Raw genomic sequence first — 22,506 nt, forward strand, 5'->3', positions numbered from 1 at the left:
GGTCATGATGTTTTACTGATAAGTAATGATGAAGTCCTCACCCCTGCTCTGCGCAGCCCTGCTTGCTCCGGCCGCCTTTGCCCAGAACACGCCGCCAGCCGAACTGGAGCAGCGCCTGGAGCGCTGCGCCATGCTTGGCGATCCCACGGCCCGCCTCGGCTGCTACGATGCGCTGGCAAACCGTGCCCAGCCGACCGATCCCGCCACCGTGGCTGCCGCAGCGGCGGGCGTTCCTGGCGCGGACCAGGGACGGGACTCCCACGCGGGCGCTTTTCCCGGCGGCCCCGTAGGCGGTCTGGTGCAGACGGATACCAAGCCCGCGCCGCCCGCCGAGGAACCGGATGTGTCGCGCATGGTACCGCTGTGGGAGCTCGATGACATCAACAAGCGCGGCGTCTACAACTTCCGTCCCCACCGCGACAATTACCTGCTGCTCGCAAACTACAGCAACAGCACCAACGACGGCCCGTTCAAGGACTTCACGCCCGCAGGGCTGAAGTCGCAGCGCGTGGAACTGAGCTATCAGCTCAGCTTCAAGATGAAGATGCTGGAAGGGATCGGGCGCACGCCCTTCGACCTGTGGTTCGGCTACACCCAGCAAAGCTTCTGGCAGGCCTATAACCGCTCCGCCTCCAGCCCCTTCCGCGAAACCAACTACCAGCCGGAGGTGATGGCGGTGGCGCCCATCGGCAAGCAGATCGGCGATCTGGAGCTGCGCTACGTGAACTTCGGCGCGGTGCACCAGTCGAACGGGCAGGCTTCGACGCTGTCGCGCAGCTGGAACCGGTTGTATGCGGAGGCGGGAGCGGAATACGGCAAGCTGGCGATCGTTGCGCGCATCTGGAAGCGCCTGGATAACGCCAAGTCGGACAACGACAATATCGACATCACCAACTACCTGGGGCATGGCGACCTGCGCCTGAGCTACCGCAGCGAGGGCCACGAGTACTCCCTGATGGCGCGGCGCAATTTCCGCCACGATCACGGCGCCCTGACGTTGGGATGGGCATTCCCGGTGCGGGACAATCTGAAGGGCTACATGCAGTTCTTCTCAGGCTACGGGCAGAGCCTGATCGACTACAACTACTCCCAGATGTCGCTGGGAGCCGGGGTGCTGATCGACTTTTAAAGGCCCCGCAGCACGCGCGCCGGGAGCAGGACGATGGCGCGCAGGGTCTCGAAGACGAAGTCCACGCCGATGCCGATCAGCCGGAACGGCAGCAGCACCAGCCATACCAGGGGATAGAGGACGAGGGCCAGCAAGGCCAGCGGCCAGCACAGGAACAGCAGCACCAACCACAGTACAAAGCTCAGCATGGCAAATCCCCCCGCGTTGTCGATGCAGCCACTTTAGCGATCCGCTAAACAGCGCTCAATCGCGCTGCGACCAACTGCAGAATGCGGCGACCGGCGGTCGAAAAGCGGGGGTGAAACGGTCTCAGACAAAGGCGGCGAGGGCCTGCTGCTGCGCTTCGTAGACCACGTCGGCGCGAATCGACGCTTCAAGCGAAGGAATGGAGCCGCCGGCCCGGTAGGCGAAGCTCACCTGGAGCACATCGCCCTGGCGTACCTCAACCTGCTTGCTCAACGGCAACGTCATGTAGTGGTTCAGCCAGTCGATGGTGGTATTCCGCTCCTGCACTACGGCCAGGATATTCTTGGTGACGAAGCGCATGGCGTTCAGGATGCCGTCGCGCTCGATGACGAACTTGCCTTCCCATGCATAGCTCAGCTCGTTCGGCTGGGCGAAATCGATCAGGCTGTAGACGGCGGGCTGCGCCAGCTCGCGGGTGCCGGAGTGCACCACGCCGGTCTCCTGGAACTGGACGATGGGGGCGTAGAAGCCCTCGAAATCGTACTCCTGCTGCAGGGGCTGGGCCGCCATCAGCACGGCTTCCGGCAGGAAGACAGGCAGCGGGCCGCCGAACTTCTGCTGGTAGCGGCGCTTGAAGGATTCGATCACCTCCACCTGCTTCTCGCGCAGCATGGCCACGTGGATCATCTCGCAGATCACCACATCCACCGGTTCGGGCGGCAGGTATTCGAAGGCATCCGCGTGGATCACCTCCACCTTCTGGCCACCAGGGTTCATGGCGAGGAACTTGCGCGCCTCCTTCACCATGTCCGGATTGAACTCCACGCAGTAGACCTTCTCCGCCTTCGCGGACGCGAACCACGAGAGCACGCCGGTGCCGCCGCCCAGCTCCAGCACCTTCATGCCCGGCTTCACGGCGTAGTCGATGGCCGCCTTGAAGCTGTGCATGCGGTTGTTATCCATCAGCATGTTGTGATGGTAGTGGACGGGGATGAACTGCCCCAGGTAGCAGCTTTCGATCTCGCGTTCGTTCAGCATTTGTTGTTCCTTTGGATATGCCCAGTGGCGATATCACATTATCAGGAGCAACAAGAGTTGCCATAACGCCGAGGTTGGCGGGAAAAGCCGCTCAGTTCTGCTGTTTGTTTTTGGCCGCGATATACGACCGGATGGTTTTGGCGATCCAGGGCTTGTCGGCCCGCTCGGCAAAGGTGGCGGCGTCGATGTGGAAACCGGCGTCCTTCAGGGTGGCGTCCGCGCCCTCCTCCAGCAGCACCTTCACGGCCTCCTCATGGCCTTCGCGGGCGGCCATCATCAGGGGTGTGACCTTGGTGGGGGATTCGGCATCGATATAGGCGTAGTTCGCCAGCAGCAGGCGGATGGTGTCCGGGTCGCCCGCCGCGGCGGCGTAATGCAGGGCTGTCCAGCCGGGGCGGTTCACGATTGCGCCGCGCTGGATCAGCATCAGGATCGCCTCCTTGTTGGTGCGGAAGGCGGCCATCATCAGGGCCGTATTGCCGTTCGGCGCCGTGGCTTCCAGCTTGATGCCGGGCTGGGCGAGCAGGAGCTTGAACACGTCCATGGCATCGTAGCGCAGGGCCACGATCATGCCGGTTTCGCCCCGTTCGGGCTCGCGGATATTGGGGTCGAGGCCGCGCGCGAGGAGCGGCTTGATGCGCGCGGCGTCGTTCAGCTGGGCCGCGCGGAAAAATGTCACGGCGTCTTCCTCGGGCGTGGGCGTATCGGCCCAGGCCGGGATGGCGGCCACGGCCAGGATAGCGGCCAGAAGCCGGCGGCGCATCATTTCGGAGGCTTCTGTTCCCACAGCACGTTGACGATGACCCAGCGGCCGTCCACCTTCGCCATTTGCATGTAGTCGATCCAGTCCTTCATGGTGGCGCGCACGCTGGCGGCGTTGCCGAACACATCGAGAATGACCACTTCCTTCTGGCGCTGGTCTTCGGGCACGTTCTTGCCGTAGCCCTTGCCGGTCATCTCCACCAGGGCCTGGGCATTGGTTTCCTGCAGATAGCTCTTGCCGTTCTTGTGTACGGCGATGCGCTTGACGAGCTGGGGATGCAGGGCCTTCGCCATGCGGCCGGCATCGCCGTCATACCAGCCCTCGACATAGTTCAGGGCCGTTTCGCGGATGGCCACCGCATCGGCGTCGGACACGGAGGGCTGGGCGGCGCAAAGCTGGGCCGACAGCAGCAGGAGCAACATCGAAGCAATTCTAGAAATCATATGAGCTTTCTATTGCACTACATTGAAAAGATTGAAGAAATTCTTCGTTGTCTGCTCCGCGACCTGCTCCAGCGGCACGCCCTTCAGCTTGGCGATGAATTCCGCCACATGGGCGACATAACCCGGTTCGTTCATCTTGCCGCGATACGGCACCGGCGCCAGGTAGGGCGAATCCGTTTCGATCAGCATGCGTTCAAGCGGCACTTCCAGGGCCACGGCCTGCAGCTCCTTGGCGCTCTTGAAGGTCACGATGCCGGAGAAGGAGATATAGAAACCCAGCTCCATCGAAGCCCGCGCCACTTCCAGCGACTCGGTAAAGCAGTGCATCACGCCCGCCACGCCGCCATCGGCCGTGCCTGCGCCCTCTTCGCGCATGATCCGCAGCGTATCCTCGCTCGCCGATCTTGTGTGAATAATCAAAGGCTTACGCGTGACTCTTGAAGCTTTGATGTGAGTTCTGAAACGTTCGCGCTGCCACTCCAGGTCGCCCGTCAGGCGGTAATAATCCAGGCCGGTTTCGCCGATGGCCACGATCTTCGGGTGCTGCGACAGTTCGACCAGCTGCTCGACGGATGGTTCCGGGGTGTCCTCGTAATCGGGGTGGACGCCGACGGAGGCATAGATGTGGGGATACTGCTCGGCCAGGGCGAGCACGCGCGGAAAGTCAGGCAGGTCCACGGACACGCAGAGAGCGTGGCTGACCTTGTTCTCTTCCATCTTCGCCAGGAGCTCGGGCATGCGCGCGGCGAGCTCGGGGAAGTCGATATGGCAATGTGAATCGATAAACATGGACTGGATTGTACCGTTTCCTAATTGGGGACAGACCCCTTTAAGAAATTTCTTAAAGGGGTCTGTCCCCAATTAGGAAATGTTTCAGGCTACGCGCTTGCCGAGGATGATGAGGTCGCGCTCGATGCCGTCGAGGTTGGCCACGCGGGGGAAGTTGGCCCAGGTTTCGAAGCCGAAGCGCTCGAAGAGTCCCAGGCTTGGCTTGTTGTGGCCGAAGATGAATCCGAGCAGCGTGTGCACCTTGATCTGCGGCGCGAAGGCGATCGCCTCTTCCAGCGCGTAGCGGCCAATGCCCTTGCCGCGCCAGGCTTCGGCGATGTAGATCGAGACTTCCGCCGTGCCGGAGTACGCCGGGCGCCCGTAGAAGTTGGAGTAGCTGATCCAGCCCAGGATCTCGGGCTGCGCCGCGCTGTCGTCCGACTTCTCGATCACCCACAGGGGCCGCCGCGCGGGCTCGTGTTCCTTGAACCACGGGAGGCGCGATTCGACCGAAACCGGCTCTGTGTCGGCCGTCACCTCGCGCGAGGCGATGGTGCTGTTGTAGATTTCGACGATGGCGGGCAGGTCTTGCAGCGTGGCGGTGCGGTGGCGGTAGGACGGCATTCTGGTGTCAAAGTGTGTGGGTGGCGCGCGAGGAGCGCAAGGCGGCGCCGAGGATTTCTTCAATGCGCAGCTTGGTGCGCTGGCCCGATTCGTCGGCCGGGAAATGCAGCCCGACTCCCTGCGCCTTGTTGTTGTGGGCGTTCGGCGGCGTAACCCACACCACCTTGCCCGCGATCGGGTATTTGTTCGGGTCGTCCATCAGTGTCAAAATCAGGTAGATCTCGTCGCCGATCTTGTAGGCCTTCTGGGTCGGCACGAACAGGCCGCCGTTCTTGAGGAAGGGCATGTAGGCCGCGTACAGGGCCGCTTTCTCCTTGATCGCCAGCGACAGCACCGTGGGCCGGTTCAGCGGCACGGTATTGGGCTCGTTCGGCGGAGTTGCGCTCATTCCCTTCCTTTCAGCTACAGCAGGCAGTGTAATCCAGCAGCATGTCTTCGATGAACAGCTTGGGCGACAGCGGGTGGTCGGACGTGGCCCGCCGCTCGTTGGCGCCCTTGATCGCTGCCATCAGGCGGCTGAGATGGATCTTCCCGGCCAGCCCCTTCAACTCGCGCTGGTAACGGGGATAATAACGGATGTTCCCCGTGAGCTTGCAGGAAAAAAGGTCGTAAAGCCAGCGCTGTTGCCACGATACCAAGGACGACAGCGGCACTTTCTGCATCTTGTCCGCCGTCTTCAGCGCCGCTTCCACGCTGGGATTGGCGAGGTATTGCAGCAGCATGTCCAGCTCTTCGCGGCTGCCGGTTTCGGACTGGGCCAGCGCCGCCAGCGGCGCCCCGCCCTGCTCGCGCAGCCAGCTGTCGGCATCCGCCACGCCTTGCGCCTGCAGCCAGGCCAGGGCCTGGGCATGGTCCGGCATGGGCAGGGCGAACTTGCGGCAGCGGGAGAGAATGGTTGGCAGCAGGCGGTCCAGGCTGTTCGAGGACAGCAGGAAGACCGTGCCGGGCGGCGGTTCTTCCAGGGTTTTCAGCAGCGCGTTCGAGGCGGGCATGTTGAGCGCCTCGGCCGGGTACAGCACCACCACGCGCAAACCGGCGCGGTGGGTCGAAATATTCATGAAGTCCGCGAGGCTGCGGATCTGCTCGATCTTGATTTCCTTCGACGGGGCCTTGGACTTGGCAGCCTTCTTGTCCTCGCCCTCTTCCCCTTCGCCCGGCTCGTCTTCCAGCGCTTCGGGGCGGATACGGCGGTAGTCCGGGTGGCTGCCCTGCTCGAACCAGCCGCAGGAGGCGCAGGCGCCGCAGGCATGGCCTTCGGCCTGCACGTTCTCGCACAGGAGCGCCTTGGCAAAGACTTCGATGAAGTCGGCCTTGCCGGTTCCGGCCGCGCCGTGAAAGAGGATGGCGTGCGGCATGCGGGCGCGCAGCTGCTGGAGCTGCTGCCAGGGACCTTCCTGCCAGGGATAGAGATTGCCGCTCATGCCAGTTCGCCGATGATGGCGGCCAGTTCGCGCTGGATGTCGTCGATGCTGCGCGTGGAGTCGATCACGCGGAAGCGGTGGGCGTGCTGCTCGGCGCGCCGCAGGTATTCCTTGCGGGTGGCGAAGAAGAACTCGGCTTTCTCGCGCTCGAAGCGGTCCAGTTCGCGGGTGGCATCCAGGCGGGCGCGCGCCACTTCCAGGGGCACATCGAAGAGGATGGTGAGGTCCGGCTCGAGCTCGGGGTGCACCCAGTAGGCGATGGTTTCCAGCTTGTCCAGGCTCAGGCCGCGGCCGCCGCCCTGGTAGGCGAAGCTGGCGTCCGTGAAGCGGTCGGAGATGACCCAGGCTCCGCGCTCGAGGGCGGGCTGGATGACCTGGGCGATATGCTCGCGCCGGCTGGCGAAGACCAGCAGGGTTTCCGTTTCCACGTGCATGGATTCGTGCAGCCACAGCTCGCGCAGCTTCTCGCCCAGCGGCGTGCCGCCCGGTTCGCGCGAACTCACGAGCTCCACTCCGCGCGCGGCGATCAGCTCGCCGACGTACTGGATGTGGGTGGACTTGCCTGCGCCGTCGATGCCTTCGAAGGTGATGAACTTACCGCGTTGCGTCATTGTTTTTGATACCGGTTGACCGCCTTGTTGTGGTCGGCCAGGTTAGCGGAGAAATGGCTGGTGCCGTTGCCGCGCGATACGAAGTACAGCGCGTCCGACTTGGCCGGGGCCAGGGCCGCGGCCAGCGACTGGCGGCCCGGCAGCGCAATCGGCGTGGGCGGCAGGCCGGCCCGCGTATACGTATTGTACGGGGTGTCGGTCTCCAGGTCTTTCTTGCGGATGTTGCCGTCGAATTTGGGGCCAAGGCCGTAGATAACGGTCGGGTCCGTTTGCAGCATCATGCCCAGCTTCAGGCGGTTGACGAAGACGGAGGCAATCATGGCCCGCTCGGATTTCTGCCCCGTTTCCTTTTCCACGATGGAGGCCATGGTCAGGGCCTGGTAGGGATTCGCGTACGGCAGCTTGGGGTCACGGTTGTCCCACGCTTCCTTCAGGTGCTGCAGCATGGCGGCGTGCGCCTTGCGGTAAATGTCCAGCTCGCTGCTGCCCTTGGCGAAGAGATAGGTATCCGGGAAGAACAGGCCTTCAGGCTCAGTGAAACCGGGCGACACGCGCTCCATCAGCTCCTTGTCGCTGAGCTGGACGGTGTCGTGGCGCAGGCCGGTGTGGGCGGCAATGGCCTGGCGCATCTGGCGGAAGGTCCAGCCTTCGATGATGGTGAGCGACTCCTGGGCGAATTCGCCGCGCACCAGTTGGTCGATCAGGCGCAGCGGCGTGGTGCCCGGTTTCAGCTCATAGGAACCGGCTTTCAGTTTTGCGCTCTTGCCGGTGGCGCGCGCCAGCATGTTGAAGAGCAGCGGCCGGATGGGCACGCCCGCATCGGCGATCTGCTGGCCTGCGGCGTGGGCGCCGCTGCCTTTGTTGATGGTAAACGGTATCGCGGGAGCGTCCAGGGTGATCGGCTTTTGCGACCACCAGTAGAAGTAGGCGGCGGCTGCGGCAGCGAGCAGGACGACGAGGGCAATCGTTTTTCTGAGGAAGGTCATGCTTTCTATATTGAACCAGTTTTATCCCCGTGGACAGCGCTTTTGGCACGACCGGGCGCATTTTTCGCGAGATCTTTATAATGAGCCCGTAATGATAATGCCTCAACCGTGGATTTATAAAATTTTATGACCAGCTGGAATCAAGTTCTTCGCTCCCAGGGACCGCTGACGGCCGCCGCCCTCGCGACCGGCTTCGCCGCTCCCCTGGACAACCTCGGGCTGATCGCCTTCACCGGCGAGGAATCGGCCACCTTCCTGCACTCCCAGCTGACCAACGACGTGGAGCACCTGGGACAGGATGAGGTGCGCCTGGCGGGCTACTGCTCGCCCAAGGGCCGCCTGCTGGCGTCCTTCCTCATGTGGCGGGACGAGGAATCCGTTTTCCTTCAGCTGCCGCGCGAGATCCAGGCGCCCGTGCAGAAGCGGCTGCAGATGTTCGTTTTGCGCGCCAGGACCAAGGCCAGCGACGCCAGCGATGGCGCGGTGCCCCTGGGCTTGGGCGGCGTGGACGCCGAAGCCGTGCTGCGCACCTGGTTCGACGCCATGCCTGAAGCGCCCTACCGCAAGGTGGACCATCCCCTGGGCACCCTGCTGCGCGTGGCCGACGCCTTCGGCTCGCCGCGCTACCTGTGGCTGGCCAAGCCGGAAGCCCTGGACACGGTGGCTGCCGAACTGGCCGAGCGCCTGGAAGTGGGCGGTCCGGAGGCCTGGCAGCTGTCCGAGATCCACGCGGGCGTGCCGCAGATCGTGGCGGGCACGCAGGAACAGTTCGTGCCGCAGATGGTGAACCTGGAGCTGCTGGGCGGCGTCAATTTCAAGAAAGGCTGTTATCCGGGCCAGGAGATTGTCGCCCGCAGCCAGTACCTGGGCAAATTGAAGCGCCGCACGGCGCTGGCCACGATTGCAGATGCCTCGGTCAAGGCCGGCGCCGAGGTGTTCTCGCCCGCCGATCCGGCCCAGCCCTGCGGCATGGTGGTGAACGCCGCGCCGAACGGCGAGGGCGGCGTGGACGCGCTGGTGGAAATGAAGCTGGAGGCGCTGGAACAGGGCGACGTGCGCTTCGGCTCGGCCACCGGCCCTGCCCTGCAGTTCAAGCCCCTGCCTTACGCGCTGGACAAGCTCGACGTCTAGCATGGCCGACCTGTATATCTATTACCGGGTGCGGGAGACCGACACCCAAGCCCTGCTGCCGCGCGTCGCTGCCATGCAGCGGGCGCTGGCCGCCAGCCATGGGCTGGCGCCGCAGCTCAAGCGCCGTCCCGACAGCAAGGACGGCCAGCAGACCTGGATGGAAGTGTATCCCGCCGCGCCGGAAGGCTTCGAAGCCGTTCTCGCGCAGGCCGTGGACGCTGCCGGCATCGCCGCGCTGATCGCCGGTCCGCGCCACACCGAAGTATTTATGGATGTAGAACCATGTGCCTGATCGTTTTCGCTTGGCAGGTAGTGCCCGGAGTTCCCCTCATTGCTGCGGCCAACCGCGACGAGTACTACGACCGCGCCACGGCGCCCGCCGGTCCCTGGGAGGAGAATCCCCAGATCATCGCGGGCCGCGACCTGAAGGCAGGCGGCAGCTGGATGGGTATCACCACGCCCGAAGGGCCGGAAGCGGCAGCCACCGCGAACTTCACGCCGCTCAAGGCACGCTGCTGCGACGGCGCTCCCGCTCCGGCGGCGGACGGCAGCGTGACGCCTTCGCGTTTCGCGGCCATCACGAACATCCGCGCGCCGCTGGATCACAATCCGGCAGCGCCTTCGCGCGGCATGCTGGTATCGAACTTCCTGTCCGCCACCATGAGCGCGCGCGAGTACGTGGAGCAGATCCGCCCCGGCGCGGCGGCCTACAACGGATTCAATCTCGTGCTGTGCGACGGGAAGGAGCTGGTGTGGTTCTCGAACAAGGGCGGTGACGATCCGCGCAACGGCCAGCCCCTGGCCCCCGGCATCTATGGGCTCTCGAATGCGGTGCTGGATTCGCCCTGGCCCAAGGTGCTGAAGACGAAGGCGCAATTCGCCAGCCTGCTTTGCCTGGGCGCGCCGGAAGAGGCCTACTTCGAAATGCTGGCCGACACGGCCTGCGCGCCGGACCAGCGCCTGCCCGAAACGGGCGTGCCGCGCGATGTGGAGCGCATGCTGTCGGCGGTCTGCATCGAGTCGCCCAACTACGGCACGCGCAGCTCCACGGTCGTCAAACTCTACGCCAACGCCGCGGGACAGCTCAACGAGCAGTCCGTCCGCTAGCGCTTCCCTTTCCGCTTGACCGGCACCGATTCCTCCTGCCGCGCCTTCGTGGCGGGAGGCGGCGCAACCGGCATGGGGAAGCCGAGAAATACCATGACGAGGAAGATGGGCAGCAGGGCATAGAACAGCGGCCTTCGCCAGTTCAGTTTCTGTTTTAACATTCCCGGCAGATTGTGCCGCGGCACCGTCTTTCAAGGCCGCAGTCTCAGCCGTGCGACAGGAATATTGCAAAAATGTACACTTGGACAGACTTGCAATTACAAGGAGACTGTCTTGCGCAATCATTTATTGAAGCTGAGCGGCATTGCCGCACTGGTCCTCGCCGCAGGCTGCCAGACCACGGGCACCCAGCCGGGCGCGAACGAACCCGCGCCAGCGGCCAACCCGGCCTATCAAGGAGAAATGGCAAAGTTCAACGCCCAGTTCCCCAATCCGAAAGCGACGAAATACGAGGACGAATCCCTCGCCTTCAACAACGCCAACAAGCTCGATGAGAAAGGCAACTGCCACGACAAGTCCAAGTGGCCGGTCGTGATCATCCTCGTGCTCGATGCCGAGGGCAAGGTGACCAGCTCCACCACCGACGTGGAAGGAGCGAAGGCAGCCTGCTTCCGCAAAGCCTACGAGAACGTGCAGTTCCCCAAGCCCCCCTTCGCGCCCTACCGCAAGCCTATCCGCCTGCGCTAGAAGTAGTAGGTCATTTCGATGTGGGGGATGCCCGCCTCCTGGAACACCTCGCCTTCGGACTTGAAGCCGTGGGCCAGGTAGAACTCGGCGGCGTGCAGCTGGGCGTGCAACACCACTTCGTCGTGGCCGCGCTGCTCGGCCTGGGCCAGCAGGCCTTTCAGGAGTGCGCCGCCGATGCCGGTGCCGCGCGCGCTGCGCAGCACGGCCATGCGGCCGATATGCCCGTTGGGTAGCAGGCGGCCGGTGCCGACGGGCTGGCCTTCGGCGCTGTAGGCCACGGCATGGACGCATTTCGCATCCATGGCGTCCATCTCCAGTTCGGGCGGAACGCCCTGCTCCTGGACGAAGACTTCAAGGCGGATGGGTTTGGCATCGGCAGCCATGGCTTCCCAGCTGCCGTAACGGATTTCAATGCTCATAGTGCTGAAAACGGTTTCGGTAAAACCGAATTGTCGCACACAAAGCTAGGCCAGTTTGACGAGCTGCTTGCCGAAATTGCGTCCCTTGAGCAGGCCGATGAAAGCCTCGGGCGCCGCTGCCAGCCCTTCGGCCACCGATTCGCGGAACTTCAGCTTGCCGCCTGCCAGCAGCTGGCCCAGTTCCGTCAGGCCCTGCGGCCACAGCTCCATATGCTCCGTCACGATGAAGCCTTGCAGGAGAATTCGGTTGGTAAGCAGCGTGCGCACGTTCTTCAGGGCGATATCCTCGCCGTTGTAGCCCGCGATCATGCCGCACAGGGCGATGCGGGCGAAGGCGTTGGTGCGCGCAAGGGCCGCGTCGAACACTTCTCCGCCCACGTTCTCGAAGATGGCGTCGATGCCGTCCGGCGCCGCAGCCTTCAGATCGGCGCGCAGATTGCCCGCCTTGTAGTCCACGCAGGCGTCGAAGCCCAGTTCATCGACCACGTAGGCGCATTTCTCGCTCCCGCCCGCGATGCCGACCACGCGGCAGCCTTTCAGCTTGGCCAGCTGGCCCACGATGCTGCCCACGGCGCCGCTGGCGGCCGAAACGGCCACCGTTTCTCCGGCCTTGGGCTTCATGATGTGATTGAGGCCATACCATGCCGTCATGCCCGGCATGCCCACGGCGCCCAGGTAGGCCGAGGCGGGAATATGCGTGGTATCCACCTTGCGCAGCATGGCGCCGTCGGAAAGGCTCATCTCCGCCCAGCCGCCCATGCCTACCACTGTATCGCCCACGGCAAAGCGGGGATTCTTCGACTCCACCACCTGCCCTACCGTGCCGCCGATCATGGTTTCGTCCAGCGGCTGCGGCGCGGCATAGCTCTTCGCATCGCTCATGCGGCCGCGCATATAGGGATCCAGGGAGAGATACTGGTGGCGCACCAGCACCTGGCCTTCGCCCACAGGGGGCACCGGCACGCTCTCCAGCCGGAAGTGCTCGGGCAGAACCTCGCCTTGCGGGCGGGCTGCCAGTACGATTCGCTGATAGGTGTTCATGCTTCGTAGTCCATGCACTGGCGCGCCTCGCGCACAGCGCCAAAGAAGGGTTTCAGGGCCTGGTGCTGGGGATGGTTCTGGTAGGCGTCCAGCGCCTCGCGGTTCTCGAACTCGGAATACAGCACCACATCGTATGTGGCTTCCAGCCCTGGCTGGGCCACGGCCACCTCCAGCTTCAGGATGCCGGGCACGATGCCCGCGCAGGCTTCCAGCAGCTCCTTCATGCGGTGGGCATTGGCCACGCGATCCGCGCCTTCTGCCTGCTGCTTGAGCTTCCACATCACGATATGCTTGATCATTACAGCACCTCGAACAGGCCTGCCGCGCCCTGGCCGCCGCCGATGCACATGGTGACGACCACGTATTTGACGCCGCGCCGCTTGCCTTCCAGCAGGGCGTGGCCCGTCAGCCGAGCGCCGGAGACACCGTAGGGATGGCCCACGGCGATGGCGCCGCCGTTCACGTTCAGGCGGTCCATGGGAATGCCCAGCTTGTCCGCGCAGTACAGCACCTGCACGGCAAAGGCTTCGTTCAATTCCCACAGGCCGATATCCTCCACCTTCAGGCCCGCCTGCTTCAGCAGCTTGGGCACGGCGAAGACGGGGCCGATGCCCATTTCGTCCGGTTCGCAGCCTGCCACGGCGAAGCCGCGGAACACGCCCAATGGCTTGAGGCCCTTGGCCGCAGCCGTCTTCGCATTCATGACCACGGACATGGACGCGCCGTCCGAGAACTGGCTGGCATTGCCCGCCGTGATCACGCCGCCGGGCAGCGCGCTGCGGATGCCGCGCACGCCTTCAAGGGTAGTATCGGGGCGGACGCCTTCGTCGGCAGCGATGGTCACTTCGCGCGTGCCGATGGTGCCGGTGGCCTTGTCGGCCACGCCCATTACGGTGGTCATCGGCACGATTTCGTCCTTGTACAGGCCCGCTTCCTGGGCCGCTGCCGCGCGCTGCTGGCTGCGCACGCCGTATTCGTCCTGGCGCTCCTTGGAGATGCCGTAGCGCTTCGCCACGTTCTCGGCCGTTTCCAGCATGGGCATATAGATGGCGGGCTTGTTCTGCTGGAGCCAGACTTCTCGGTACATGTGGAGATTCATTTCCTGCGCCACGCAGGAGATGGATTCGACGCCGCCCGCCGCATAGATATCGCCCTCGCCCGCGAGGATGCGCTGGGCGGCAAGTGCGATGGTCTGCAGGCCGGAGGAACAGAAGCGGTTGATGGTCATGCCCGCCGTGGTCACGGGGAAGCCTGCGCGCAGCACGACCTGGCGCGCCATATTGCCGCCGTTGGCGCCCTCTGGGAAGGCGCAGCCTACCAGCACATCCTCCACCTCGGCCGCTTCGATTCCGGCACGGCTGACCGCCGCCTGCAGCACATGGGCGCCCATGGTGGCGCCGTGCGTCATGTTGAACGCCCCTTTCCACGATTTGGCCAGGCCGGTGCGGGCGGTCGATACGATGACGGCGTCAGTCATGAGAGTCTCCTGTAGGGGTCAATGCGGGCGAGCATAGCACAATTAGCACGGTCGTTCGTGTAAGTTCGGCGTAAGTTTGAAGCAAGCATGACGTAAGGTTAAGCGCCCACACTCCGTCATGCCAATAAGGTAACACCGATGGCAATCTACAATATACGGAGACAAAATATGGCAATCACCTCTGGCACCGCGGATAGCCGCAATCTGGGGAAAGGCAAGGCGTCGCCGATGACGGCGGAAGAGAAGAAAGTGATCTTCGCTTCCTCGCTCGGCACGGTTTTCGAGTGGTACGACTTCTACCTGTACGGCGCCCTGGCGTCGATCATCGCCAAGCAGTTCTTCATCGGCGACCCCACCATCACCTTCATTTTCGCACTGCTGGCATTTGCCGCGGGCTTCATCGTGCGCCCCTTCGGCGCGCTGGTGTTCGGCCGCCTGGGCGACATGATCGGCCGTAAGTACACCTTCCTGGTCACGATTCTCATCATGGGCCTGTCGACCTTCATCGTCGGCCTGCTCCCGGGCCATGCCTCCATCGGCATCGCAGCCCCGATCATCCTCATCACTCTGCGCATCCTGCAAGGCCTCGCGCTGGGCGGCGAGTACGGCGGCGCGGCCACCTACGTGGCGGAGCATGCGCCGCACGGCAAGCGCGGCCAGTTCACCTCCTGGATCCAGACCACGGCGACCATGGGCCTGTTCATGTCCCTGCTCGTGATCCTGGCTACCCGCCTGGCAATCGGCGAAGAGGAATTCGCGGCCTGGGGCTGGCGTGTACCCTTCCTGGTGTCGGTTCTGCTGCTGGGTATCTCGGTGTGGATCCGCCTCTCCATGAACGAATCGCCTGCCTTCGCCAAGATGAAGGCCGAGGGCAAGACCTCCAAGGCTCCGCTGTCCGAATCCTTCGGCCAATGGCGCAACCTGAAGATCGTGGTCCTGGCGCTGGTCGGCCTGACCATGGGCCAGGCAGTGGTGTGGTATACCGGCCAGTTCTACGCCCTGTTCTTCATGCAGCAGGTGCTGAAGATCGAGCTGGCAACCGCCAACATCCTGATCGCCATCGCGCTGCTGCTGGCAACGCCGTTCTTCATCTTCTTCGGCGCCCTGTCCGACAAGATCGGCCGCAAGTGGATCATCCTGGGCGGCTGCCTGATCGCCGCGCTGACCTACTTCCCGCTGTTCCAGGGCCTGACCCACTACGGCAACCCTCAGCTGGAAGCAGCACTGAAGAACTCCCCCGTGGTGGTGATCGCCGATCCGGCTTCCTGCCACTTCCAGTTCAACCTGACCGGCCAGAAGAAGTTCCCATCCTCCTGCGACATCGCTACCGCAGCGCTGTCCAGCAGCTCGGTGAACTACACCAAGCAGGATGCGCCAGCGGGCAGCGTTGCCAAGATCAAGGTCGGCGACACGGAAGTGCAGGCATTCAACGCCGTGATGACACCGGATAACCTGAATTTCGACGCGGACTCGAAAGCCAAGGAAGGCGCCTTCAAGAAGGAAGTGGGCGCCGCGATCAAGGCCGCAGGCTACCCTGCCAAGGCCGATCCCGAGCAGATCAACAAGCCGATGATGGTGCTGCTGCTGTTCATCCTGGTGCTGTATGTGACCATGGTGTACGGCCCGATCGCCGCCATGCTGGTGGAGCTGTTCCCGACCCGCATCCGCTACACCTCCATGTCCCTGCCCTACCACATCGGTAACGGCTGGTTCGGCGGCCTGCTGCCGACCACAGTGTTCGCGCTGGTGGCCTTCAAGGGCGACATCTACTACGGCCTGTGGTATCCGATCGTGATTGCGCTGATCACCCTCGTGGTGGGCGGCCTGTTCATCAAGGAGACCAAGGACCGCGACATCTACGCTCAGGACTAAGCGTTTCCTGAGCTGATCCCGCAACGCGGCCTGGATGCGAATCCAGGCCGCGTTTTTTTATTGAGCCAGATCAGACGAAGCGGACTCTGGCATTTTCCCTGCCGCGGCGACACTAGACTCTCATTTCGCCGTGAATTTTTTGCGCCGGCGCCCATCCCTCAACCAGAAACGGAGAAGGTCATGGCAGTGCAAAAGAACAGTGAAAACGTGCAGGACAAGGATCACCACCGCAAGGAACGCGCCCAGTTCAAGACCCTGCTGGCCGGGAATCTCAATTACTTCGGCAATCTTCCGCAGAGCACCGAAACGCCGGTCACGAAGATCGTGTCCAACACGGTGTTCGAGCAGCTGACGTGCGTGGCCTACAACCCGGCCACCAGCTTCCTGGAAGCGACCATCGCCATCAAGCAGGCAAGCGGCTACGGCGGGGACCTGTGCAGCAAGGGCAGCACGGAATTCGTGCGCTTCTTCGTGGATTATGGCAGCGGCTGGGAGGACGCGGGCCTGGCCGCCGTGAACGTGCACGACATCCCCACGAACCGCGACTGCGCGCAGGATCTCGACAAGCCCCTGGTCTACGCGGTGAACCTGCGCCTCGATCCGAAGACGCGCTGCTGCGACAAGCCCGTGCTGCCGAAGGTGCACGCTATCCTGTCCTGGCAGTGGGAACCGCCTGCGGGCGCCGCCAACGTGGGCTGGACGCCGGTGTGGGGCAACACGCTCGACTGCAATATCCAGATCAAGCCGCATCCGTGGAACCTGTTCTGCCTCTTCGAATCGATCAACGAATCCCTGAACCAGAAGATCAAGATTCCGCAGCTGTTCGAGCAAGTGCAGCACCTGCCGATTCCGCAGCCCGACCCGCCTCCATTCAGCATCGGCCAGCTGGCACAGATCTACGGAAAAGGCGCCAAGGGCGCCGCGCCGCAGGCTTCCACCCTGAGCGTTCCGGGACACCGCTTCGGCTTCCAGGCGCTCCAGTCGATTGTGGCGAACGGGATTTTCAGCAGCGATGTGCTGAACGAGGCGAAGACGGAATGGAAGGCGGCAGGGCTGGACCTGAGCGCATCCATCGCCGCGCTGGCTCAGACCAATGCCAACGTGGACTACGAGCAGCTCGAATGCCTCGGCCTGGACGAAGGCATTCCGGAGCGCCTGGTGGCCACCTTCCGCATCAAGCGGCCTTCGGGCTACTCGGGTGACCTGTGCCACCCCGGCAGCCAGGAATACGTGGCCTTCTGGGCTGATTGGGACAATACCTGCCAGTGGACCTATGTGGGCACGGCGCAGGTGAACGTGCACGACATCGCCTCCATTCCGCAGCACGGGCTGTGTTATGCGGCCATCCTGCCGGTGGACATTTCGAAGTTCAAGCGCGGCTGCAAGACACCGCGCGTGGCGCGCCTGCGCGCCGTGCTGTCCTGGAACACGCCGCCTTCGGTCACCGATCCCGATGCGCTGCCCACCTGGGGCAACCGGCTGGACACGCACGTGCAGCTGAACCCCGCAGAACACGGCACCCCGCAGGCGCCGGAGATCCGCAATATCGGCGGCATTCCGGTCGAGATGATCGATACTGCCGGCAGCGGCCTGACCACGTCCACCGCAGTCTTCGCGCACTATCCGGGCAGCGCGGCCGATGCCCTCGGCCGTGCCTGCCCCTTCGGCGGAGCGCTGTACATGGATGCGCAGTTCTACCCCGGCATGTACTACCGGGTCAGTGTGCGCAAGTCGAGCGATCACAGCGTCGTCAATGTGCTGTCGGACAGCTTCCTTGTCGAGCGCTGGGTGCATCCGCCCACCTTCGATACGCAGGTGGCGACGAACGGCTTCTTCGCCTACCTCAATCCGGCGGACTATGTGACGCGCACGGTGGCGATCTGGTCTTCCGCGTCCCTGACGGGAGCGGACAGGGACGCGCTGTGGGAGATGCAGCTGGAGGTCTCCACCACGCAGGACGAAACGGGCATCATCGGCAGCACGCCCTGGTATCGGGTGCAGCTCGATAATACCGGCCCGGCGGAACCGCCCGCCAGCCCGCCCACCATCGACCTGCACATTTCGGCAGGCGGCGACTGCAAGACCTTCCCGCAGAATTCGACCATCACGGGAAACTTCATCGCCGAGGATACCTACTTCGGATCGTGGGGACTATCAACCCTGCCCAATTCGGCGATGACGCCGTCGAACCAGCCGGAGGCTGTGCCCTTCCTGGCGCATACCACCCCCACCGGGCCGGGCGGACATGGCTGGTCGCTGAACACCCTGTCACCGATCGAGATGCACACCTGCGGCTATGTGGTGCGGCTCGTGGTGCATGACCGGTCTATCGTCAACAGCCTGCCGGGCCATCACAACTCGAACCATATCGAAGTTGGGCTGTGCCTCGGTCCGAAGTAGACGGCAAGGGGGGATTCGTCCCCCTTACCGGCTACAATAGGGCATGCTTCGTCCACACTCCTTCATCGGCTGGGACTTCCATACCTTTCCCGGCCGAATCCCCTTCCCCTTCGTGCTGGCGCGCTACGAGCTGGCGCATTTCGAGCCTGGCCTGTTCCGCGAGTTCGGGATCGACGCGCCCGCGACCATTGGCTCCGCTGTTCGCAAGCGGCAGGCCGAATTCCTCGCGGGCCGCATTTGCGCGCGCGAGGCGTTGCGCCTGCACGGCGCGGCGGATGCGCAGGTCGCAGTGGGCAGCCATCGGGCGCCACGCTGGCCTCAGGGTGTCGCCGGGAGCATCACCCACAACGGCAGCTTCGCCGCCGCGGCCGTGTTCGCGCAGGACGCAGCGCAGGGTGTGGGAATCGATATCGAAAGCCGGATCGGCGAGGCGCTGCACGGCGAGATCGCCAGGGAGGTGGCGCACGAGGGCGAGCTGGCGCTGCTGGATGGAGAGGATCTGGCCCTGCTGTTCTCCGCGAAGGAGAGCTTCTTCAAGGCGGCTTTCGGCCAGGTGGGAGAGTTCTTCGGCTTCGAAGCGGTGGAACTTGTGGAGTTCGACGCCGCCAGCGCGCGCCTGCAGTTCCGATGCGTCCAGGCGCTCAGCCCGGCCTTGCAGCCGGGCTTCCGCTTCGATGCCTTCTACCAGCGCCTGGACGAGGCTACCGTGATGACGGCGGTCGTGCTGCCCTGAGTATCAGGCAGCACCGATGACGCGCAGCGAGTAGTCGACGGCGCGGATATCTTTCGTCAGGCTGCCGATGGAGATGCGGTGCACGCCGGTTTCGGCGATGGCGCGCACGGTGTCGAAATTGACGCCGCCAGAGGCTTCCAGTACGGCGCGGCCGCGATTCTGCTCCACAGCAGCGCGCATGGCTGCCAGATCGAAGTTATCCAGCAGGATCGAGGTGGCGCCAGCCGTCAGGGCCTCTTCCAGCTGTTCCAGCGTTTCCACTTCCACCTGGATCGACACGCCGCCGCCGACGCGCTTGGCCGCCACGAGGGCCGCCGTCACACCGCCTGCGGCAGCGATATGGTTCTCCTTGATCAGGATGCCGTCGTAGAGCGCAAGACGCTGGTTCTTGCCGCCGCCCACGCGCACCGCGTACTTCTGCGCCAGGCGCAGGCCGGGCAGCGTCTTGCGGGTGTCGAGGATGGATGCGGTGGTGCCCGCGATGGCGTCCACATAGCGGCGGGTGGCCGTGGCCACGCCGGACAGCAGCTGCAGGAAGTTGAGCGCTGCGCGCTCGCCCGTCAGCAGGGCGCGCGAAGGACCTACGAGGGTGCAGACCGGCGTATCGGCCTTCATCACGTCGCCTTCGGCGTAGTGCCACTCGATGCCGATGGCCTGGTCCACGGCATGCATGATGCCTTCGAACCAGGGAGCGCCGCACAGCACGGCCTCTTCGCGCACGATCACGCGGGCGACGGAGCGCGCGCCGTCCGGCACAAGCTGGCCGGTAAGGTCGCCCGTGCCTACGTCCTCCAGCAAGGCGGAGAGAAGGTTCTGTTCATAGGCGCGCACCAGCGCTTCGTCGAAGGGTGCGAATGGATTAATGAGGGTGCTCATGCGGGGCCGATCCCTTCAAACAGCTTGGCTTCCTTGGCCAGGTCGGCGCCGGGCGCCACCTTGGCCTTTTTGGCGGCGGCGAAATCGAGCATGCGGTTGATCGAGCGCTGGGCCTGGGCGCCAACGGCAGGATCGACATGGATTTCGTTGCTCATGTTTTCCAGCACGTCCGCCAGGTTGCGCAGGCCGTTCATGGCCATCCACGGACAGTGGGCGCAGCTCTTGCAGGTAGCGCTGTTGCCTGCTGTCGGCGCTTCGATGAAGGTCTTGCCCGGTGCGGCCATGCGCATCTTGTGCAGAATGCCGTTGTCGGTCGCCACAATGAATTTGGTGGCAGGCAGGCTCACGGCAGCTGCGATCAACTGGGAGGTGGAACCCACCACGTCGGCCTGGGCCACCACGTTGGCGGGCGACTCTGGGTGCACCAGCACCTTGGCGTCCGGATGCTCGGCCTTCAGCAGGTCCAGCTCAATGCCCTTGAATTCGTCGTGCACCAGGCAGGAGCCTTGCCACAGGAGCATGTCGGCGCCGGTCTGCTTCTGGATGTAGGAGCCGAGGTGCTTGTCCGGCGCCCACAGGATCTTCTTGCCCTGCTCATGCAGGTGCTTGACGATATCCAGGCCGATGGAGGACGTCACCATCCAGTCCGCGCGCGCCTTCACGGCGGCGCTGGTGTTCGCGTACACCACCACGGTGCGGTCCGGATGCTGGTCGCAGAAGGCCGCGAACTCCTCGGGCGGGCAGCCCAGGTCCAGCGAGCAGGTTGCGTCCAGGTCCGGCATGAGGATGGTCTTTTCCGGGCTCAGGATCTTCGCGGTCTCGCCCATAAACTTCACGCCTGCCACAACGAGGGTTTTCGCCGGATGGTCGCGGCCGAAGCGCGCCATCTCCAGCGAGTCGGACACGCAGCCGCCCGTTTCCTCGGCCAGGTCCTGCAGGTCGGCGTCCACATAGTAGTGGGCCACGAGCACGGCCTGGCGCTCGCGCAGCAGCACGCGGATGCGCTCTTTCAGGGCGATTTTCTCGGCGGCGTTGACAGGCGCCGGGGTGCGCGCCCAGGCGTGGGCCACGCAGCTTCCGCCCTGCTCGTTGTGGTCCAGCAGCGGTTTTTCGTATTCGACAGTCTTGATCGGTACAGCGACGGTGTTCATTAATCGATACCCTGGCTCTTCAGATAGTCTTCGTAGTTGCCGCGGAAGTCGACGACTTCGTTCTCCTTGATCTCGATGATGCGGTTGGCCAGCGAGGAAACGAACTCGCGGTCATGCGACACGAAGATCAGGGTGCCGGCATACTTGTCCAGCGCGATGTTGAGCGATTCGATGGACTCCATGTCCATGTGGTTGGTCGGCTCGTCCAGCATCAGGACGTTGTGACGGCCCAGCATCAGCTTCCCGTACATCATACGGCCTTTCTCGCCGCCTGACAGGACACGCACCGATTTCTTCACCTCGTCGCCGCCGAACAGCAGGCGGCCGAGGATGGAGCGCACGGCCTGGTCGTCGTCGCCTTCCTTGGTCCACTGGCCCATCCAGTCCGTGAGCGAGGCGTCGGTGGCGAAGTCCTCGGTCGGATCCTGCGGCATGTAGCCCACGTTCGCGTTCTCGGCCCACTTCACGAAGCCGGTGTCCGGCTGGAGCTTGGCGATATCGCCCGCGATGCAGCGCAGCATGGTGGTCTTGCCCGCGCCGTTGGCGCCGATAATCGCAATGCGTTCGCCCGCTTCCACCATGATGCTGAAGTTCTTGAACAGATTGCGGTCGTAGGTCTTGGAGATGGAATCGACTTCCACGGCCAGGCGGTGCAGCTTTTTCTCGCCTTCGAAACGCACGAAGGGATAGGCGCGCGAGGACGGCTTGATGTCCTCGACCTTGATCTTCTCGATCATCTTGGCGCGGGAAGTGGCCTGGCGGGCCTTGGACTTGTTGGCCGAGAAGCGGCGCACGAAGTCCTGCAGCTCGGCGACCTTCTCTTTCGCCTTGGCGTTGTTGGCCAGCTGCTGGTTGCGGGCCTGGGTGGAGGCCAGCATGTAGTCGTCGTAATTGCCCGGATAGATCTTCAGGGTGCCGTAGTCCATGTCCGCCACGTGGGTGCAGACCTGGTTCAGGAAGTGGCGGTCGTGCGAGATGATGATCATCGTCGAATCGCGCTCGTTCAGCACTTCTTCCAGCCAGCGGATGGTGTTGATGTCCAGGTTATTGGTCGGTTCGTCCAGCAGCAGGATGTCCGGATTCGAGAACAGGGCCTGGGCCAGCAGCACGCGCAGCTTCCAGCCGGGGGCCACGGCGCTCATGGGGCCCTGGTGAAGGTCGATGGCCACGCCAGCGCCCAGCAGCAGTTCGCCCGCGCGGGCTTCGGCGGTGTAGCCGTCATATTCGGCGACCTTGCCTTCCAGTTCGGCGGCCTTCATGTAATCGTCGTCGGTCGCTTCGGGATTGGCGTAGATCGCATCGCGCTCCTGCATGGCGGCCCACATTTCGGTGTGGCCCATCATCACCACGTCCAGCACGCGCATTTCCTCGTACGCGAACTGGTCCTGGCGCAGCTTGCCCAGGCGCTCGTTCACATCCAGCATCACGTTCCCGGAGGACGGCTCCAGGTCGCCGCCGAGGATTTTCATGAAGGTCGACTTGCCGCAGCCGTTGGCCCCGATCAGGCCGTAACGGTTGCCATCGCCAAACTTGACGGAGATGTTTTCGAACAGCGGCTTGGCGCCGAACTGCATGGTGATATTAGCGGTGGATAGCACTGATGAGCCCTTAAAGCAGAAGTTTCGTAACCGGGCATTTTACCA

General features: G+C 63.8%; 26 protein-coding genes. 8 read left to right on the forward strand and 18 right to left on the reverse strand.

Translation table 11 applies throughout. The features are described from left to right. Positions 1-25 precede the first annotated feature (25 nt). Positions 26-1,129 carry a phospholipase A gene (locus LSQ66_RS09160; RefSeq protein WP_231769469.1) on the forward strand — a complete coding sequence of 368 codons (1,104 nt, stop codon included), beginning with the start codon at positions 26-28 and terminating at the stop codon, positions 1,127-1,129. On the opposite strand, the gene LSQ66_RS09165 is transcribed toward LSQ66_RS09160, so the two are convergent. The 10 genes from LSQ66_RS09165 to mltG all read right to left on the reverse strand — a co-directional run bounded on the left by LSQ66_RS09165 (position 1,126) and on the right by mltG (position 7,969). Then, positions 1,126-1,317 (reverse strand): hypothetical protein, encoded by a 192-nt coding sequence (locus LSQ66_RS09165; protein WP_231769470.1) that lies wholly within the window; start codon positions 1,315-1,317, stop codon positions 1,126-1,128. The genes LSQ66_RS09160 and LSQ66_RS09165 overlap by 4 nt on opposite strands. A gap of 121 nt (positions 1,318-1,438) precedes the next feature. Then, positions 1,439-2,353, reverse strand: coding sequence for a methyltransferase domain-containing protein (locus tag LSQ66_RS09170; RefSeq protein ID WP_231769471.1), 915 nt, complete (start codon positions 2,351-2,353; stop codon positions 1,439-1,441). Between the two features lie 91 nt (positions 2,354-2,444). Then, positions 2,445-3,119, reverse strand: coding sequence for an ankyrin repeat domain-containing protein (locus LSQ66_RS09175; protein WP_231769472.1), 675 nt, complete (start codon positions 3,117-3,119; stop codon positions 2,445-2,447). Beyond that, on the reverse strand, positions 3,116-3,538 hold the full coding sequence (locus LSQ66_RS09180) for a nuclear transport factor 2 family protein (RefSeq protein WP_231769473.1): 423 nt from the start codon (positions 3,536-3,538) through the stop codon (positions 3,116-3,118). Before LSQ66_RS09180 ends, LSQ66_RS09175 begins: the two co-directional genes overlap by 4 nt. Before the next feature lie 30 nt (positions 3,539-3,568). After that, a complete protein-coding gene (locus LSQ66_RS09185; protein WP_231769474.1) occupies positions 3,569-4,348 on the reverse strand; it encodes a TatD family hydrolase in 780 nt (259 codons plus the stop codon). Positions 4,349-4,432: 84 nt separating this feature from the next. After that, a complete protein-coding gene (locus tag LSQ66_RS09190) occupies positions 4,433-4,951 on the reverse strand; it encodes a GNAT family N-acetyltransferase (protein ID WP_231769475.1) in 519 nt (172 codons plus the stop codon). 7 nt (positions 4,952-4,958) lie between these two features. Beyond that, positions 4,959-5,339, reverse strand: a complete 381-nt coding sequence (locus tag LSQ66_RS09195; RefSeq protein WP_231769476.1) for a PilZ domain-containing protein — start codon at positions 5,337-5,339, stop codon at positions 4,959-4,961. Positions 5,340-5,349: 10 nt separating this feature from the next. Continuing rightward, on the reverse strand, positions 5,350-6,372 hold the full coding sequence (locus tag LSQ66_RS09200; RefSeq protein ID WP_231769477.1) for a DNA polymerase III subunit delta': 1,023 nt from the start codon (positions 6,370-6,372) through the stop codon (positions 5,350-5,352). Continuing rightward, on the reverse strand, positions 6,369-6,983 hold the full coding sequence (tmk, locus tag LSQ66_RS09205) for a dTMP kinase (RefSeq protein ID WP_231769478.1): 615 nt from the start codon (positions 6,981-6,983) through the stop codon (positions 6,369-6,371). Before tmk ends, LSQ66_RS09200 begins: the two co-directional genes overlap by 4 nt. Next, entirely contained in the window at positions 6,980-7,969 is a 990-nt protein-coding gene (gene mltG, locus LSQ66_RS09210) for an endolytic transglycosylase MltG (protein WP_231769479.1), read from the reverse strand. Before mltG ends, tmk begins: the two co-directional genes overlap by 4 nt. A gap of 126 nt (positions 7,970-8,095) precedes the next feature. Here mltG and ygfZ point away from each other — a divergent pair, with 126 nt between their 5' ends. Genes ygfZ through LSQ66_RS09225 form a run of 3 tightly spaced genes read left to right on the forward strand, consistent with a single transcriptional unit; the run spans position 8,096 to position 10,207 of the window. After that, positions 8,096-9,100 carry a CAF17-like 4Fe-4S cluster assembly/insertion protein YgfZ gene (gene ygfZ, locus LSQ66_RS09215; RefSeq protein ID WP_231769480.1) on the forward strand — a complete coding sequence of 335 codons (1,005 nt, stop codon included), beginning with the start codon at positions 8,096-8,098 and terminating at the stop codon, positions 9,098-9,100. Position 9,101: 1 nt separating this feature from the next. Further along, positions 9,102-9,392, forward strand: coding sequence for a DUF4936 family protein (locus LSQ66_RS09220; protein ID WP_231769481.1), 291 nt, complete (start codon positions 9,102-9,104; stop codon positions 9,390-9,392). Next, positions 9,383-10,207 carry an NRDE family protein gene (locus tag LSQ66_RS09225; RefSeq protein ID WP_231769482.1) on the forward strand — a complete coding sequence of 275 codons (825 nt, stop codon included), beginning with the start codon at positions 9,383-9,385 and terminating at the stop codon, positions 10,205-10,207. The genes LSQ66_RS09220 and LSQ66_RS09225 overlap by 10 nt, the downstream gene beginning before the upstream one ends. Here LSQ66_RS09225 and LSQ66_RS09230 read toward each other — a convergent pair. Then, the gene (locus tag LSQ66_RS09230; RefSeq protein WP_231769483.1) at positions 10,204-10,368 is read right to left on the reverse strand and encodes a hypothetical protein; all 165 of its coding nucleotides are present in this window, start codon (positions 10,366-10,368) and stop codon (positions 10,204-10,206) included. The two genes, LSQ66_RS09225 and LSQ66_RS09230, sit on opposite strands and share 4 nt — an antisense overlap. 112 nt (positions 10,369-10,480) lie before the next feature. Between LSQ66_RS09230 and LSQ66_RS09235 the strand changes: the two genes are divergently transcribed. Next, a complete protein-coding gene (locus LSQ66_RS09235; RefSeq protein ID WP_231769484.1) occupies positions 10,481-10,894 on the forward strand; it encodes a hypothetical protein in 414 nt (137 codons plus the stop codon). Here LSQ66_RS09235 and LSQ66_RS09240 read toward each other — a convergent pair. Genes LSQ66_RS09240 through LSQ66_RS09255 form a run of 4 tightly spaced genes read right to left on the reverse strand, consistent with a single transcriptional unit; the run spans position 10,891 to position 13,831 of the window. Continuing rightward, on the reverse strand, positions 10,891-11,313 hold the full coding sequence (locus tag LSQ66_RS09240; protein ID WP_231769485.1) for a GNAT family N-acetyltransferase: 423 nt from the start codon (positions 11,311-11,313) through the stop codon (positions 10,891-10,893). The two genes, LSQ66_RS09235 and LSQ66_RS09240, sit on opposite strands and share 4 nt — an antisense overlap. A gap of 45 nt (positions 11,314-11,358) precedes the next feature. Continuing rightward, positions 11,359-12,354 carry an NADP-dependent oxidoreductase gene (locus LSQ66_RS09245; RefSeq protein WP_231769486.1) on the reverse strand — a complete coding sequence of 332 codons (996 nt, stop codon included), beginning with the start codon at positions 12,352-12,354 and terminating at the stop codon, positions 11,359-11,361. Next, on the reverse strand, positions 12,351-12,653 hold the full coding sequence (locus tag LSQ66_RS09250; RefSeq protein ID WP_231769487.1) for a Dabb family protein: 303 nt from the start codon (positions 12,651-12,653) through the stop codon (positions 12,351-12,353). The genes LSQ66_RS09245 and LSQ66_RS09250 overlap by 4 nt, the downstream gene beginning before the upstream one ends. Then, on the reverse strand, positions 12,653-13,831 hold the full coding sequence (locus LSQ66_RS09255) for an acetyl-CoA C-acyltransferase (protein WP_231769488.1): 1,179 nt from the start codon (positions 13,829-13,831) through the stop codon (positions 12,653-12,655). Before LSQ66_RS09255 ends, LSQ66_RS09250 begins: the two co-directional genes overlap by 1 nt. A 168-nt stretch (positions 13,832-13,999) precedes the next feature. On the opposite strand from LSQ66_RS09255, the gene LSQ66_RS09260 reads away from it, so the two are divergent. From LSQ66_RS09260 to LSQ66_RS09270, 3 genes are all read left to right on the forward strand, one after another. After that, positions 14,000-15,703, forward strand: coding sequence for an MFS transporter (locus tag LSQ66_RS09260; RefSeq protein WP_231769489.1), 1,704 nt, complete (start codon positions 14,000-14,002; stop codon positions 15,701-15,703). A 180-nt stretch (positions 15,704-15,883) separates the two neighbouring features. Continuing rightward, positions 15,884-18,103 (forward strand): hypothetical protein, encoded by a 2,220-nt coding sequence (locus tag LSQ66_RS09265; RefSeq protein ID WP_231769490.1) that lies wholly within the window; start codon positions 15,884-15,886, stop codon positions 18,101-18,103. Positions 18,104-18,146: 43 nt separating this feature from the next. Continuing rightward, positions 18,147-18,836, forward strand: coding sequence for a 4'-phosphopantetheinyl transferase family protein (locus tag LSQ66_RS09270; protein WP_231769491.1), 690 nt, complete (start codon positions 18,147-18,149; stop codon positions 18,834-18,836). Positions 18,837-18,839: 3 nt separating this feature from the next. Here LSQ66_RS09270 and nadC read toward each other — a convergent pair whose 3' ends face one another. From nadC to LSQ66_RS09285, 3 genes are read right to left on the reverse strand one after another with little or no spacing between them, the layout of a single operon-like run. Next, positions 18,840-19,712 carry a carboxylating nicotinate-nucleotide diphosphorylase gene (gene nadC / locus LSQ66_RS09275; RefSeq protein ID WP_231769492.1) on the reverse strand — a complete coding sequence of 291 codons (873 nt, stop codon included), beginning with the start codon at positions 19,710-19,712 and terminating at the stop codon, positions 18,840-18,842. Then, on the reverse strand, positions 19,709-20,863 hold the full coding sequence (nadA, locus tag LSQ66_RS09280) for a quinolinate synthase NadA (RefSeq protein WP_231769493.1): 1,155 nt from the start codon (positions 20,861-20,863) through the stop codon (positions 19,709-19,711). Before nadA ends, nadC begins: the two co-directional genes overlap by 4 nt. Further along, positions 20,863-22,461: an ABC-F family ATPase gene (locus LSQ66_RS09285; RefSeq protein ID WP_231769494.1), complete on the reverse strand. Its 1,599-nt coding sequence runs from the start codon at positions 22,459-22,461 to the stop codon at positions 20,863-20,865. The genes nadA and LSQ66_RS09285 overlap by 1 nt, the downstream gene beginning before the upstream one ends. Between the last annotated feature and the right edge of the window lie 45 nt (positions 22,462-22,506).

The sequence above is a fragment of the Massilia endophytica genome, from assembly GCF_021165955.1.
Taxonomy (GTDB): Bacteria; Pseudomonadota; Gammaproteobacteria; order Burkholderiales; family Burkholderiaceae_D; genus Rugamonas; species Rugamonas endophytica.

Excerpts from the sequence above, each read along its gene's own strand:
- LSQ66_RS09160 (WP_231769469.1), top strand. The coding sequence starts at position 26 with ATGATGAAGTCCTCACCCCTGCTCTGCGCAGCCCTGCTTGCTCCGGCC.
- LSQ66_RS09165 (WP_231769470.1), bottom strand. The coding sequence starts at position 1,317 with ATGCTGAGCTTTGTACTGTGGTTGGTGCTGCTGTTCCTGTGCTGGCCG.
- LSQ66_RS09170 (WP_231769471.1), bottom strand. The coding sequence starts at position 2,353 with ATGCTGAACGAACGCGAGATCGAAAGCTGCTACCTGGGGCAGTTCATC.
- LSQ66_RS09175 (WP_231769472.1), bottom strand. The coding sequence starts at position 3,119 with ATGATGCGCCGCCGGCTTCTGGCCGCTATCCTGGCCGTGGCCGCCATC.
- LSQ66_RS09180 (WP_231769473.1), bottom strand. The coding sequence starts at position 3,538 with ATGTTGCTCCTGCTGCTGTCGGCCCAGCTTTGCGCCGCCCAGCCCTCC.
- LSQ66_RS09185 (WP_231769474.1), bottom strand. The coding sequence starts at position 4,348 with ATGTTTATCGATTCACATTGCCATATCGACTTCCCCGAGCTCGCCGCG.
- LSQ66_RS09190 (WP_231769475.1), bottom strand. The coding sequence starts at position 4,951 with ATGCCGTCCTACCGCCACCGCACCGCCACGCTGCAAGACCTGCCCGCC.
- LSQ66_RS09195 (WP_231769476.1), bottom strand. The coding sequence starts at position 5,339 with ATGAGCGCAACTCCGCCGAACGAGCCCAATACCGTGCCGCTGAACCGG.
- LSQ66_RS09200 (WP_231769477.1), bottom strand. The coding sequence starts at position 6,372 with ATGAGCGGCAATCTCTATCCCTGGCAGGAAGGTCCCTGGCAGCAGCTC.
- tmk (WP_231769478.1), bottom strand. The coding sequence starts at position 6,983 with ATGACGCAACGCGGTAAGTTCATCACCTTCGAAGGCATCGACGGCGCA.
- mltG (WP_231769479.1), bottom strand. The coding sequence starts at position 7,969 with ATGACCTTCCTCAGAAAAACGATTGCCCTCGTCGTCCTGCTCGCTGCC.
- ygfZ (WP_231769480.1), top strand. The coding sequence starts at position 8,096 with ATGACCAGCTGGAATCAAGTTCTTCGCTCCCAGGGACCGCTGACGGCC.
- LSQ66_RS09220 (WP_231769481.1), top strand. The coding sequence starts at position 9,102 with ATGGCCGACCTGTATATCTATTACCGGGTGCGGGAGACCGACACCCAA.
- LSQ66_RS09225 (WP_231769482.1), top strand. The coding sequence starts at position 9,383 with ATGTGCCTGATCGTTTTCGCTTGGCAGGTAGTGCCCGGAGTTCCCCTC.
- LSQ66_RS09230 (WP_231769483.1), bottom strand. The coding sequence starts at position 10,368 with ATGTTAAAACAGAAACTGAACTGGCGAAGGCCGCTGTTCTATGCCCTG.
- LSQ66_RS09240 (WP_231769485.1), bottom strand. The coding sequence starts at position 11,313 with ATGAGCATTGAAATCCGTTACGGCAGCTGGGAAGCCATGGCTGCCGAT.
- LSQ66_RS09245 (WP_231769486.1), bottom strand. The coding sequence starts at position 12,354 with ATGAACACCTATCAGCGAATCGTACTGGCAGCCCGCCCGCAAGGCGAG.
- LSQ66_RS09250 (WP_231769487.1), bottom strand. The coding sequence starts at position 12,653 with ATGATCAAGCATATCGTGATGTGGAAGCTCAAGCAGCAGGCAGAAGGC.
- LSQ66_RS09255 (WP_231769488.1), bottom strand. The coding sequence starts at position 13,831 with ATGACTGACGCCGTCATCGTATCGACCGCCCGCACCGGCCTGGCCAAA.
- LSQ66_RS09260 (WP_231769489.1), top strand. The coding sequence starts at position 14,000 with ATGGCAATCACCTCTGGCACCGCGGATAGCCGCAATCTGGGGAAAGGC.
- LSQ66_RS09265 (WP_231769490.1), top strand. The coding sequence starts at position 15,884 with ATGGCAGTGCAAAAGAACAGTGAAAACGTGCAGGACAAGGATCACCAC.
- LSQ66_RS09270 (WP_231769491.1), top strand. The coding sequence starts at position 18,147 with ATGCTTCGTCCACACTCCTTCATCGGCTGGGACTTCCATACCTTTCCC.
- nadC (WP_231769492.1), bottom strand. The coding sequence starts at position 19,712 with ATGAGCACCCTCATTAATCCATTCGCACCCTTCGACGAAGCGCTGGTG.
- nadA (WP_231769493.1), bottom strand. The coding sequence starts at position 20,863 with ATGAACACCGTCGCTGTACCGATCAAGACTGTCGAATACGAAAAACCG.